General features: G+C 74.9%; 7 protein-coding genes. All 7 read right to left on the minus strand.

Going from position 1 to position 13810, the window contains the following annotated elements; all coding sequences use genetic code 11:
- A partial coding sequence (locus IEX22_RS15035) for a hypothetical protein (protein WP_229660090.1) occupies positions 1-494 on the minus strand: 494 nt, incomplete at its 3' end.
- On the minus strand, positions 491-1417 hold the full coding sequence (locus IEX22_RS15040; RefSeq protein WP_188669216.1) for a PP2C family protein-serine/threonine phosphatase: 927 nt from the start codon (positions 1415-1417) through the stop codon (positions 491-493). The genes IEX22_RS15035 and IEX22_RS15040, both read right to left, overlap by 4 nt.
- Positions 1410-3908: a DUF4129 domain-containing transglutaminase family protein gene (locus IEX22_RS15045; RefSeq protein WP_188669217.1), complete on the minus strand. Its 2499-nt coding sequence runs from the start codon at positions 3906-3908 to the stop codon at positions 1410-1412. Before IEX22_RS15045 ends, IEX22_RS15040 begins: the two co-directional genes overlap by 8 nt.
- The gene (locus IEX22_RS15050) at positions 3905-5260 is read right to left on the minus strand and encodes a DUF58 domain-containing protein (protein WP_188669218.1); all 1356 of its coding nucleotides are present in this window, start codon (positions 5258-5260) and stop codon (positions 3905-3907) included. The genes IEX22_RS15045 and IEX22_RS15050 overlap by 4 nt, the downstream gene beginning before the upstream one ends.
- Positions 5257-6234, minus strand: coding sequence for an AAA family ATPase (locus IEX22_RS15055; RefSeq protein ID WP_188669219.1), 978 nt, complete (start codon positions 6232-6234; stop codon positions 5257-5259). Before IEX22_RS15055 ends, IEX22_RS15050 begins: the two co-directional genes overlap by 4 nt.
- Before the next feature lie 57 nt (positions 6235-6291).
- Positions 6292-12504, minus strand: a complete 6213-nt coding sequence (locus IEX22_RS15060) for an Ig-like domain-containing protein (protein WP_188669220.1) — start codon at positions 12502-12504, stop codon at positions 6292-6294.
- A gap of 93 nt (positions 12505-12597) precedes the next feature.
- On the minus strand, positions 12598-13662 hold the full coding sequence (locus IEX22_RS15065; RefSeq protein ID WP_188669221.1) for an adenylate/guanylate cyclase domain-containing protein: 1065 nt from the start codon (positions 13660-13662) through the stop codon (positions 12598-12600).
- Positions 13663-13810: the final 148 nt, after the last annotated feature.

Consider the following 13810-nt stretch of genomic DNA (forward strand, 5'->3'; position numbering starts at 1 on the left):
GGCGCCGGACGCGGGTCGCGCAGGGTGAGGCGGAACGCGTCGACGGCGACGATGCCGGCGCGCAGGGGCAGCCACACGGCGCCGGGCCCGTCCGCGGGGTCGCCGGTGCCGGTGCCGGTGCGCACGGTCACGGCGTGCGCGTCGGCGACGATCTCCGACGCCGTCCCGTCCACCCAGTGCCGCTCGCCGTGCTCCCCGGCGACGGCGACCGTGCCGCCGCCGCGGACGGCGGGCGTCACCGTGGTGCCGGCGATCCGCAGCACGATGCCGTCGGCGGCGCCGAGCACGGCTCCGGCGAAGGCCCCGATCGTGGTGGGATCGCCGACGGGCAGGCCGCCGGTCCCGGAGTCGACGGTGAGGGCGTCCCAGGCCCGGGCGCTCACGTCGCCGGTGGTGCCCGGCGGCAGCAGCACCACGGCCCCGGCGGCGTCACCGGCGGACGGCAACTGGGCCAGCAGGGTCCAGTCGCCGGGCCGGTAGCGCGCCGCCGTCATCGGCTCGGCCGGTCCCCGGTCGGTCGCGGCGGCTCACCCGTCGGCGGAACGGCGGTCGATCCGTTGCCGCCGCGCCGCGGCAGCGTGTCCTCGTCCATGTCGTCGGGCGAGCGCGGCGCCGTCGTGTGGTCGGCGTCCTCGGCCGCGCCGGCGCCCACGGCGTCGATCACGACCACGGTGATGTTGTCCCGGCCTCCGGCGGCCAGCGCGGCGCGCACCAGCGCGTCGGCGGCGGTCTGCGGGTCCGGCACGGCGTCGAGCACCCGGGCGATGGCCTCGTCCGGCACCTCCACGGTCAACCCGTCGGAGCACAGCAGGATCCGCTCCCCGGGTTCGACCGGTAGCAGCCAGAAGTCGGCGGCGATGTCCACGCCGGTGCCCAGGGCACGGGTGACCACGTGCCGACGCGGGTGGACGAGCGCCTCCTCGGGGGTGATGTGCCCCAGATCGACGAGTTCCTGCACCTCGGAGTGGTCGACGCTGATCTGCCGCAGCCGGTGCTGGTAGAGCCGGTAGCTGCGGGAGTCTCCGACGTTGAAGAACAGCCAGTACGGCCGGCCCGCCTCGTGGGTGAGCACGACCCCGGTGAGGGTGGTGCCGGCTCGGGAGTCGGTCTCCTCGCGGATCGCCGCATCCGCCTGTTCCAGCAGCTCCTGGACGTCGGCGGCGGTGATCTCGCGGTCGGCGCCGCGCACCGGTCCGGAACCGTTCAACAGCTCGGACGCGCCGAGGGTGCGCACGCAGACCCCGCTGGCGACCTCCCCGGCCTCGTGCCCGCCCATGCCGTCCGCCACGGCGAACAGGGTGTCCGTGACGATCAGCGAGTCCTCGTTCAGTTCCCGGCGCAGTCCGCGATCCGTCGTGAAGCCGGAGACGATGCGCACGGTGCCGTCGGCGTCCTCGGCCGTGGTCGTCTCACTCATCGTCCGTCATCCTAGCCGGGGATCGGTCCCCGCCCGTGTCCACGGCGCCCCGTGACGGTCCCGGCGCCCCGTCGGCCCGGCGCTGGGCGGCCGCGGCCCGGGCCGTGGCCCGGAGCGCGCGACGCCGCTGCCGGCGTTGCCGGCCGTCCTCCCGGAGCGAGCGCAGGGAGAACCGGGCCCGCCAGCGGCGGCCACGCGGGACCGAGCCGCGGATGCCGGCCAGGGACGCGTCCACCTGGCTCCAGTAGTCGGCGATCTGGTCCTCGGTCGGCTCGCCCCCGGCGAACACCGCGGCGTCGGCGCGCCGGGCGAGTGTCGTCGTGCCGGTCGCGGCGAACGGGAACGCGCCGGCGACGGTGGCGGCGTGCTCCCGGCGTGTCGCCCCGGCCGGGACCCGGGTGCCGAGGTCCGCGGCGAGGCTGAGCACCTCGCTCCACCCGCCGCTGATCCGCTGCACCGGCGCGCCGTCGCGGCGCCGTCGCCGGTAGCGGCGCGCCTTCAGCGCCGCGATCAGCAGCAGGGGGGCGAGGAGGACGACGAGCGGGATCGCGACGGTCAGGGCGATGGCCAGCAGCGGCCCCCACTCCTGGTGGGTGTTCTGCTTGTTCTCGTCGGTGTTCAGCGCATCCGGGTCGGACTCCGGCGGCACCTCGGCCGGCTCCTGCGGCGGCGGCGGGGGCTGGAGCACCTGAGGCTTCGGCTTGGCGAGGGGCTGCTTGGGCGGCGGCAGCGGCTCCTTGTTCTCCTCCGGCGTCGGGTTGAACGGGACCCACCCGGCCCGCTCGAACTTGATCTCGACCCACGCGTGCACGTCGTTGCCGGTGATCCGGATCGGCCCGGCGGGATCCTTCACGGCGTTCCAGTCCGGGGAGAAGCCCATCACCACCCGGGCGGGGATGCCGAGGTTGCGGGCCATCAGCGCCATCGCCACGGCGTACTGCTCGTCGTCGCCGACCATGGTCTTCGCCCCGAGCAGCGCCTCGATCCGGGCGGCGCCGTGCCCGGAGAGGGACCGGGTCTGCCCCTCGAGACCGTGGCTGAAGTAACCGTACTTCGCCAGGCCCTGCTCGAGGCCGCGCACCCGGTCCACCGCGGCGTTCCCCGTGCCGGCCAGGTCGCCGGCGCGGGCGGCGACGGCCTCGGGCACGTTCGCCGGGTCCGGCAGGGCGACATCGGCGAACCCGAGGGGGGCGAGCTGGTCGTGGCTGTAGGTCTCGGGGTAGTCGACGTCGAGGGTGTAGCTGTCGCCGTGCCGGACGCCGCTGGTGGTCAGCGCCGTGCCGGAGTCGGCGTTGGAGAAGAGGGACTGGCCGATCGCCGAACCGCGGGGGCCGTCGAACGCCGCCCCGCGGATCCGGCCGCTGCCGGGCAGCCACGGGGAGGAGAAGTCCCCGATGGTGAAGCGCAGCGTCGCCCGGCGTCCGTCGGCGCCGGTCCCGGCGCGGGCGGCGTCGAGCGCGCCGGTGTCCCCGACCGGGGCGAACGCGCCCGAGGACGCGTCGTCGACGTCGTAGACCACCCCGTTGTAGGCGTCCATGGCCGCGAGCCGGACCCTCTCCCCCTTCGGCAGCCCCTGCACGGTGAACAGCACGTCGTCCTTGCGGTCCTTGACGTACTGCCGGAAGCTCATCAGCGGGCTCGGGTACTGGTGCAGGTCCAGCGGGGGCACGAGCGCGTCCCGGACGACGGTGCGCTCCGCCGCGGGCGCCAGGGCGGGGGCGATGCCGGCGGTCAGCAGCCCGGCACCGGCCAGGACGGCGACGCCGCCCACCAGCCGGCGACGGCGGCCGGCCCGGGCCACCTCCCCGAGCAGGCCGGGTTCGGCCGCGGACACGGTGGCGGCAGCGGCGCGCCGCCCGGCCTCCCGCCGCCAGGCGAGCCAGGCGACGGCGACGAGCACGACGGCCACCCCGCGCAGCACCGGCCAGGACGTCGTGTCCGCGCCGAGCGCTGCCGCGGCGACGACGACGACGGCCACCGGCAGCAGCGCCCAGACCGCCCGGCGCACCCGCCAGGCGAGCGTGCCGGCCGTGATCGCCCCGAGGTACACGCACAGGAACGGGACCACGAGCATGCCGCGGGCGACGCCGACCGGCGGGGCCACGGTGAGCACGTCCTTCCAGGACTGGACGACGCCGAACACGAGCACCCGCCACGCGTCCGGCGTGGGCAGCACCCCGGCGCCGGCCTCGACCGGGGCGGCCAGCCCCGGCCCGGCCACGAGGTAGCCGACGACGGCCAGACCGATCATCCACGGTTCCCCGAGGCGCCAGCGGGCGCCCGCCGCGGCGATCGCCAGGCCGAGCACGAGGGCGCCGCCCACGCTGACGAAGAACCGCGGGTGGGAGCCGAACGTGGTCTCGAACCCCAGGGCCGCCAGCCATAGCAGCGCACCGAGGGCCACCGCGTCGAGCACGGCCGGGCGCAGGGCGGCACCCGGAGCGAGGAGCGCCGCGGGGCCGCGCCGCCGTCCCGGCGTCGCGCTGCTCATGCCGCCGCCCGCCGCAGCACGGACCCGAGCTCGTCCAGGGAGCCGACCGTGAGCACCACCAGGTCGCCGATGGTCGCCCGGGCCGCGGGGACGCCGGCGCCGCAGCGGATCGCGAGGGTGCGGATGCCGACCGGCACCCAGGCGGCCGCCCGGCGCAGGTCCGTGGCGGGGACGTGCATGCCGAGGACGAAGAAGATCACCGACGCGTTGGGCAGCGTCTCGGCGGTGGTGCGGGCGAGCTCGACGGCGGGCACGCCGGTGCTGCCGCTCACGCGGGTGAGGTCGTCCAGGAGGGTGCGAGCGGTGCGGGTGCGCAGCGGGCCGGCCGGGGTGATGATGTCGAGGTTGCGCTGCTCGCGGGCGGCCTGCAGGCCGATCGAGGCGGCGACGGAGATCGCCAGCTCGAGGTCCGCCTCGCCGTCGTACTCGCCGACCTCGGTGGACAGGCCGATGCCGATGTGGGAGCGGCGGGTCTGCTCGAACTGGCGGACCATCAGGGTGCCGGTGCGCGCCGTGGAGCGCCAGTGGATGTGCCGGCGGTCGTCGCCCGGCTGGTAGTCGCGCAGGGCGTGGAAGGAGACGTCGGTGTTGGCCAGGTCCCGGGTGGGCAGCCCTTCGAGGTCCCGGATGAACCCCGGTGTGGAGGCGCCGAGCGCCACCGTGCGGGGATGGACGTACAACTCGACGGGGTCCGTCCACCGCACCTCCCGTCGCAGCAGGTGCAGGGGGTCGGCGCGGACGGACCGGACGGGGCCGACGGTCAGCACGGTGCGGCGCGTGGTGGGGATGGTGAACACGTCCTCGTAGCGCTCGCCCGGCGCCAGCCGCGGCAGGGAGAACGCGGCGGTCGCGGCGCCGACCGGCAGCTCGAGGGACGCGGGACGCAGCGGCCGGGCGGCGGCGGAGGCGACGCCGACGGCGCCCACGGCTCGGTCGCCCACGGCCACCCGGGTGCGGGTCAGGTCCAGGTCGACGTCGTACGCGGAGCGGCCGAGCACGAAGCCGACCGCGATCAGCAGCAGCAGGGCACCGAAGACTGCCCCGACCCCCGCCTCCTGCCAGCCCAGGGTGAGGCCGAGGACGGCGAGCCCGACGACGACGGCGAGCAGGAGCCGGCCGAGAGGGCCGACGACGCCGAGCACGGGCCGCACCCACCGGCGATCGACCCGGCCGGCCATCCGCCCGGCCGCGTGGGCGCCGGTGCTCGCCCGTCCGTACCAGGGGTGCCGGCCCACGCGGTCGGCCAGTCCGCGCGCCGTCGCGCGCAGCGCGGCGCCGACGGCACCGGGGCCGGCACCGGTGGCGCGCGCCGTCGCCCGGTCCGTCGTCCGGCTGATGGTCCGGCTCGTCATCCGGGCACGCCCGCCCGGTGCTGCGGCGCCGGGACCGCGGCGATCACCTCGGCGAGCACCTCCTCGGCGGTGGCCCCGGAGAACTCGGCCTCCGGGTCGAGCACGAACCGGTGGGTCCACACGGCGGGGGCGAGTTCCTTGATGTCGTCGGGCAGCACGTACGGCCGGCCGTCGGCGGCGGCCCACACCTTCGCGGCCCGGACCATGGCCATGGCCCCACGCACGCTGACCCCGAGCCGGGTCTGCGCCGCCTGCCGGGTCCGCTCGGCGAGGACGGCGACGTACTCGAGGACGGCGTCCTCGACGTGGACGGTGGTGGCCAGGTCCGCCATCTCGCGTAGCGCCTTCGTCGTGATGACCGGGTCGAGCGCCGCGGAGCGATCCCGCACCGTGGCGCCGGAGAGCAGCCGGACGGTGGCCGCGGCGTCGGGGTAGCCGATGGACGTCTTGATCAGGAACCGGTCCAACTGCGCCTCGGGCAGCCGGTAGGTGCCCGCCTGCTCGATGGGGTTCTGGGTGGCGAGGACCATGAAGGGACGCCCGACGTCGTGCGTGGTGCCGTCGACGGTGACCCGGGACTCCTCCATCACCTCCAGCAGCGCGGACTGGGTCTTCGGCGAAGCCCGGTTGATCTCGTCGGCCAGCACGATGGTCGCGAACACCGGGCCGCGGTGGAACTCGAAGGCCTGGGTCTTCTGGTCGTAGATCGTCACCCCGGTGACGTCACCGGGCAGCAGGTCCGGGGTGAACTGGATCCGGGAGTGGGAGCCCTGCACCGTGGCCGCCAGGGCGCGGGCCAACGACGTCTTACCCGTGCCCGGGGCGTCCTCGAACAGGACGTGCCCCTCGGCCAGCAGCGCGGTCACCGTCAATCGGATCACCCGCTCCTTGCCGAGCACCGCCTCCCCCACGTTGTCCACGAGGCGGGTGACGGTCTGGGCGAACCACTCGGCCTGCTCGGCGGTCATGCTCATGGGTGCGTCGGTTCCTTCGGTTGCGGGGATGGGAGGTGGTGGGCGAGGGCCCGACGGTCAGTCGAGTCCCGTGCAGGCGATCCGCGGGCCGGAGACGTGGTCCACCGTCGCGGCCTTCACCCAGCGGCCGTCGTGGGGGCCGCTGGTCATGTGATACCAGGCGTTCTGGCCGCCGAAGGGGCTGCCGCAGCGGTCCACGGACACGGGTCCGTCCGCCCACGAGATCCACTTGCCGGGCGGGTTGGGCGCGCCGTTGCTGCGGACGCCGTCGCACGTGGCCGGGTTGTCGGTGAAGTTGTCCGGCTCGCCGGGGGCCTGCGTGCACGAGTTGTTGGTGGACTTCTCCACCTGCACCCTCGTCTTCTCGGGGACGGGCGGCGGGGGCGGGGGCGGCGGTGCCGTGTCCCCCGTGCGCACGGACGTGGTGGCGATCGATCCCGCCGTGCCCACGGAGTTGACGGCGCGCACGTCCACCCGGTGGTCCCGGTTGTGGTCGGTGAAGGTGCGGCTGCCCGCGGCCGTCCCGACGTTCTCCCAGCCGCCACCGTCGACGCGCACCTCGAGCCGGGCGACGTCGGCGTTGCCGGGCGGGGACCAGCGCACGGTGGCGCGGTGCCGGGTGCCGTCGGACCGGGTGTCCCGGGTGCCGTTGCTGCCCGACGTGGCGGGCGTGCCCGGCCGCCCGTGGGGTCGGGTGCTGTTCGAGGCCCGGCCGGGGCTGGTGTAGCGGGCGCCGTTGGCGTTGGACTCGGCGACCACGGTCACCGTGGTCGCCTGCCCGTTGGCGAAGCCGCTGAGCACCTGGCCGGGCCGGATGGCGCCGGACTGCCCGGTGCTGGCCGAGAACCGGTAGCTGACCTCGCCGGCCTGGGCGCCGTTGCGCTGCGCCGGGGTCAACGGGGTGAAGTCGACCCGCACCTGGCCACCGGTGGTGTCGGTGTTGGCGGGGCTGAGCGCGACCGACGACACCGCCTGCGGGGCGCCGAAGGCGCGGCGGGGCGCAGACGGAGCGCTGACCGCACCGGTGCCGGCCTTGTTCTTCGCGACCACCCGGAAGGTGTAGTCCGCCTCGGCGTTGGGCACCGTCACGGTCTGGGCGGTGCGGCCCCCGCTGACCGGGATCGTCTGCACGGTCGAACCGCCCCGCAGCACGCTCAGCGTGTACGACTCGATGGGGTCGCCGTTCGGCGCGGCGGCGGCCCAGGAGACGGCGATCTGGTTCTGGCTGCCGACCGAGGAGACCCGCTGGGTGGTCACCGACGCCGGGGCGCCCGGCCGGCCGGCCGGGACCTCGGACGCGGAGAACCCGCTGAAGTCGGAGGGGTCCTTGGCCTTGTTGTGGGCCCGGACCCGCACCTGGTAGGCGGTGCCGTTGCTCAGCCCGGTCCAGGTGTAGGCCGTGGTGGTGAGGCCGGGCCGCTGGACGGCGCCGCTGGGCGGCGCCGGCGAGATCTCGAGGTCGTAGCTGCTCACCGGGGACCCGTCGACGTGGGGTGGCGTCCAGGCCACGTCGAGCCGGCCGTCGCCGAACCGCAGCCGCGGCGCGGCCGGCTGGTCGGGCCGCTGGTCCGGACGGGAGACGCCCGAGGTCGGCGAGGCGTCGGACTCGCCGACGGCGTTCCGCGCGGTCACCGCGAACGTGTACTCGCGGTCGTTGACCAGCCCGGCGAGCGTGCACGTGGTGCTGGCGCACTGCTGCCGGAAGCCGCCCGTGCCGGTGACGGTGTAGCCGGTGATCGGCGAGCCGTTGTCGCTCGGCGGCGCCCAGTTCAGCACCACGGTGTGGCTGCGGGTCTCGACGGCGCGCGGCGTCGACGGGGCGTCGGGCCGGGCCTTGACCGTCAGCCGCACCGCGCCGTCGACCTGGCGGTCGGCGTCGCCGGTCCGGTCGCTGACGGTGTAGCGGACCACCATCGTCCCGGCGAAGTCCCGCTGCGGGGTGACCGTCAGGCGCGAACCGGACACCGTGACCGTGCCCGGGCCCGTCTCCCGCACGACGTCGACGATGCTCAGGGGGCTGCCCGGGAAGGGGCTGACGTCGTTGGTGAGCACGTCGACCGTCGTGGGGCTGCCGGCGCGGGCGTCCGGGACCACGTCGTCGTTCACCACGGCCAGCGGCCGCGAGGAGGAGACGACGGCGACGGTGACCGTGCCGGTGACCGGGTCGGACCGGCCGTCCGTGACGGCGACCTGGATCGGGACGGCGGTGTTCTTGACCGCCGAGTCCTTCGCGGAGACCTTCAGCCGGCTGCCCTCGAGGCTGACGATCAGGTCGTCCGGCCGGGTCCCCTCGAGCGTGTACCGGAGCCGGTCCTTGTCGCCGGCGTCGACGTCGGTCGCCGCCGGGGCGAGGTCGAACTCGGCGGCCGGCTCGGCCTGGGCGACCGTCATGGACCCGCCGGCGAACGTCGGGGGGTGGTTCTCGGCCGGTTTGGGCAGGACGCCGATCATGATGGTCAGCGTTGACGTACGGCCCTCGGGGTCGTCGGGGCCCGACCCGTCGGTGACCTCGAAGGTCACGGAGCCGGGGCCGTAGAAGTCGTCGGCGGCCTGGTAGCGCAGGGTGTTCTCGTCGACGACGAGATCGCCGGGGGCGGCGCCGATGGCCTTGACGCCGGACACCTCGGTGATCCGCACGGTCCGCCCGTCGCGCACCCGCACCTCTCGGGCGAGGTCGATGTCGATCCGCTGCCCGGCGGTGACCTCCTTCGCCTTCCGGCTCACCAGGGTCGGGTACTGGTCGGCGCGGCCGGGCACCCAGATCAGGGCGGTGCCGGTCTGCCCGTCGACGTCCGTGACGGTGTACGGGACGAGCTGCTCCGCCTCGGCCAGCGGCACGGCCGCCTTCCCCTCGGCGAACCCGACGCCCGCGACGTTCCCCGGGAAGGACACGTCGAGGGCGTCGGCGATGCCGTCCGGGTCGGCGTCGTTGTCCAGCACGGGCACCTGCACGGTGTTCTTGCCCATCGTCGCGGCGACCTCGACCCGGTCGTCCTGGGCCACGGGGGCGACCAGCGGGGCGGTCGCGGAGACGTCGAGCCGGATGGTGCCGACCGCGCGGGCGCCGCGGGAGTCGCGCACGGCGTACCGGACCGCGACGGGCCCCTCGGTCGCCGGCGCCGTGAGCACGACCTTCCCGCGCCGCACCTGCGCAGCCACCCCGTCGGGCGCCTCGAGGCCGTTCTCGACCAGGGCGAGCTGGTCCCCGTCGGGGTCGTTGTCGTTGTGGATCGCGTCGACCGCCACCTGCCGGCCGGGCCGGACGCTGACGGCGTCGGCCACGGGCACCGGCACCTGGTTGGTCTTCGTCGGTGGGGCCACCCCGACCAGCACCGACGCCGTCGCGCGGGCCCCGAGCCGGTCCCGCACCTCGTAGGTGAAGGAGTCGGTGCCGGTGGCGCTGCCGGCGGCCGTGTAGTCGATGTAGTCGGCGCCGAGGATCGCGGTGCCCTTGGCGGGCGCCCGGTCGACGTCGGAGATCCGCACCGAGTCGCCCTCGGGGTCGACGCCGTCCAGGGGCACGGGGATGCGGATGGTGCCCCCGGCGAGCACCCGCGCGGTCAGGTTCTTCGGCTGCGGTCGGCCGTTGTGCTCGTCGTCGCGGGCCTTGACCCGGATGGTGACCTGGGCGGAGTCCTTCTGCCCGCGGCTGTCGACGACGTTGTAGATGGCCCGGTAGGAGCCCGGGGTGTCCGCGGCGAGGAACCGGACGGTGTCCTGCGCGACCCAGGTGCGGCCGACCGCGGGGTCGGGCACCTGCGTGAGCTTGGGGTCCAGGTGCAGGGCGTCGTTCTGCGGGTGCTTGTCGTTGCCGAGCACGGGAATGGTGGCGACGTCGCCCACCCGCACGGTCACCTCGTCGGGCGCGGCCTCGGGCGGCTGCAGCTTCGCGGGCGGGGCGACGGGGACGACGTTGACCTCGCCGGTCGCGGTCTGGGTGCCGTTGGAGATCGTGTAGGACACGGTCACGGGGGCGGTGATGCCGCGCACGTCGGCGATCCGCAGCACGTTGTGGTCGACGATGGCCACGCTGACCGGGGAGGACGCCGTCGCGGAGACGGACTGGACGACGAGCACGCCGCCGGCCGGGTCGGAGTCGTTGCCGAGCACGTCGACGAGCACATCCTGGTGGGCCGGCAGCAGCGCCGTGTCGCGCACCGCCACGGGGCCGCCCTCGGCCGTGGAGGGCACGACGTCGGCCCGGACCAGGCCGACGGTGCTCTTGGGCCCGTTGTTGGCGAGGTATTCGAGGTAGTAGGTGCCCGGCGCGTTCGCGCGAAAGGCGAAGGTGCCGGCCTCGTAGTTCGGGGTGACCGTGGTGCCCGGGACGGCGTTGACCTTGGGCATCCGCAGGGTGCCGCCGGCGGGGTCGAGGTCGTTCTTCAGCGGGGCGACGGTGGCGGACTCCCCCGCCCGCACGGTGATGTGGTCCGGCGTCGCGACCGGCGCGAGCGCCGACGTCGGCTTGACGTCCATGATCACGGTGCCCTCGGTGGTGGTGCGGCCGTCGGAGACGACGATCGCGACCTCCTTCTTCCCCGAGGACTTGTCCACGTCCTGGTAGGTCAGCAGCCCGTCCGGCCGGGCGCGCACCCGGTCCCCGTCCTTCGTCGGCGCGGCGCTGACGAGGAACAGGTCGTCCCCGTCGGGGTCCGTCCAGTCGGAGAGGATGTTCTGGTTCACCGACCTGCCCTGCTGGACGGGGATGGTGGTCGGGTCGGCGGGCCGCTTGGGCCGCGGTGCGCCGTTCTCGTCCGGCCCCCGGACCGCGACCCGGACGGTGGCCGTCGCCGTCTTGCCGCGCCCGTCGGCGGCGGCGTAGCGGAACACGCCGGTGCCCCGGGCACCGTCCGGCACGGCGATCTGCAGACCGGTGCTGTCGTAGATCGGTTGCACGGTGCCCAGGTCCGGCCCCTGGCCGGCGACGGACGCGGTGAGCACGTCGCCGTCGGGGTCGGAGTCGTTGTCCATGATCGGCAGCGTGGTGGTCCGGCCCGGCCGCACCCCGAACGTGTCGTTGGCGGCCACCGGCGGCCGGTTGGGCTTGGTCCGGTCCGGCAGCGCCCGCTCGACCGACTCGTCGTGCGAGTCGTCCTTGGCCTCGTCGGCGACGTCCGGGGGCGGGATGATGTCCTGCCAGTTGTTCACCAGCTCCATGTCCTGCTGCACGAGCCAGGTGTTGCCGGCGGCGACGTCGTTGAGGACCACCACGTCCCGGTTGACCCGGAACTGCAGGTCGGCGCGGGCCGCCAGGGACGGGATGTCGCGGCGCATCGAGTCCGCGCCGTTCGCGCACTCGCGCACGTACTGGCCGGAGCCGGCCCACGCGGCGTGCACGCAGCCGGCCAGCTGGACGGGTGCGGCGGGGGTGCCGGCAACGGGATTGGCCGTCCGGGTCGGCTCGCCGCCGTCGAGCGGCTGCCGCACCAAGTCCTTGCCGGTGGCGACGACGACGGTGTCCTCGCCGGCACCGTCGTTGCCGGCACCGTTCTTTCCCGCGCTGGGCAGCTGGAGCTTGCCGTTGCGCCCATCGGGGACGGTGGCGGTGCGTCCGCCGGGCAGGTGCAGGGTGCCGGTGGCGGCGTCGAACAGGACGGGCTTCTCTCCCACGGCGCTGACCTGCAGGGTGTCCGCGGCGGTCAGTCCGTCCAGGCCGGACTCCTGCCGGTCGGTGACCTCGCCCTGGTCGTCGACGTGCAGGGCGAGCAGCTTCCTGCCGGCGACGTCGGCCACGTGCACCGTGTCGTCGGTGCCGACGGCCGCGACGACGCCGCGCGCCTTCTCGATCACCGGGGTCGTGCCGTCCGGGTCGAAGCTGCCGAGCCGGTCCGCCGGCACGGCCCACACCGTTCCGGCCTGCGGGTCGGCGATGGCGACGACCGTGGTGCCGAAGGAGAGCCGGGCGTCGCCGGGGATCTTCTGATCCGCGCCCAGGGCCACCGACGCCGGGTCGAGCGGGGTGAGCGCGGAGCGGTCCGCGTCGCTGACCAGCACCCGGGCGCCGGCCTGCAGCACGTCGAAGTCGGGGCTGCCCGCGACGACGCCGCCGTCGAGCAGCTTGGACTGGTAGTTCAGGTGCCCCACGAGATTGCGGGAGGAGTTGGTGACCCACACACCGCCGTCGTGCAGGTCCACGTCGGCGGTCGTGAAGCCGGGGTGGAGGACGGCACCGGCGACGAGGACGGCGGTGACGACGGCGAGGGTGATCGTGGAGACGACGGCGCGGCGTCGGCGCGCGGCACGACCCCGGAACCCGGCGAGCAACTTCACGTACGTCCCCCTGCGACACGTCCGCCGGGCACTTCCCCGTGTGGCCCGGCGCGTCCCATGGTAGCGGTACTCGCCGCCGCCCGGCCGGGGAGGTCAGTCGAGGACGAGGCCGGACCCCTCGCCCCGGGTCAGCAGCACCGGGTGCACCTCACCGAAACCGCGCAGGTTGGCGCTCTCCTGCGGCGTCAGCACGAAGCGCTCGTTGCCCGCGAGCATCCGCGCCGTCGGCTGGTCGGTCAGCACCGTGCCCACGTCCGCGATCGAGGTCAGGCGCGAGGCCATGTTCACGGTCGGACCGTAGATGTCGCCGAGGCGGGGCAGGATCCGGCCCCAGACCACGGCGCCTCGCGTGGCGGGCATGTCCGGGTCCGAGGCGAACCGGGTGGACAGGGCGAGCGCGATGTCCGCGCCCGCCTGCGGGGTGTCGGCGATGTAGAGCACCTCGTCGCCGATGGTCTTGATCATCCGGCCACCGCCGACGGAGATGATCTCCGCGCACCGGGCCTCGAAGGTGGTGACGAGGCTGGCCAGGGTGTGCTCGTTCATCCGGCGGGACAGCGACGTGTAGGAGACCAGGTCGGCGAACCCGACGGCCCGGGCGATGGGCAGCTCGGTCTCGCCGCGCGCCGGGTGCCGGCCGCCGCTGGCCCACCGGCGCTGGGACTCCGTCCGCACGGCAAGTCGCTGCACGCCCTCGTTGAGCTGCCGGCGCCACGCGTAGCTGAGCAGCTCCTGCAGCGGCTCGATCATCGCGGGCAGTTCCTCGATCAGCCGCTCGCGGGCCTCCGTGTCCGAGATGCCGAGCCGAACCACCATGTCCTCCACGATCGCCTCGATCTGCCAGATCACCATCCGGTCCGTCATCTGGCCGAAGGCGCGGGCGATGGAGATCGCCGCCTCCTCGCTCATCGTCCCGTCCTGGACGAGGCCGGTGGCCGTCCGCAGCGCGTGCAGGTCCCGCTCGGTGAAGGCGACGGCGGACTCGCTGACGTTGGCGAAGCCCATGGCCCGCCACAGCTGGCGCGCCCACTTCAGCGACACCCCGGCCTCCCGGGCGATCTGCCGCCGGTTGAGGGTGTGGCCGCCCCCGAGGATGCGCGCCTCGATGGTCGTGGCCTGGCGCGGTCCGATGCGCGGCAGCTCGGTGGTCAGCGGCATCGGTTCGCCGTCGTGGCCGACCAGGCGGTCGACGCCGGCGGCGTCGGCGTGCCGGCCCCGGGGGCGCGCCTGCCGATCCGCGGGGCGGCGGGCCAGCGGATCACCGGCAGCGGCCGTCGGCGCCACCTCGCCGGGGGTGGTGACGGCG

It is taken from the genome of Tersicoccus solisilvae (genome assembly GCF_014643255.1).
Lineage (GTDB): Bacteria > Actinomycetota > Actinomycetes > Actinomycetales > Micrococcaceae > Tersicoccus > Tersicoccus solisilvae.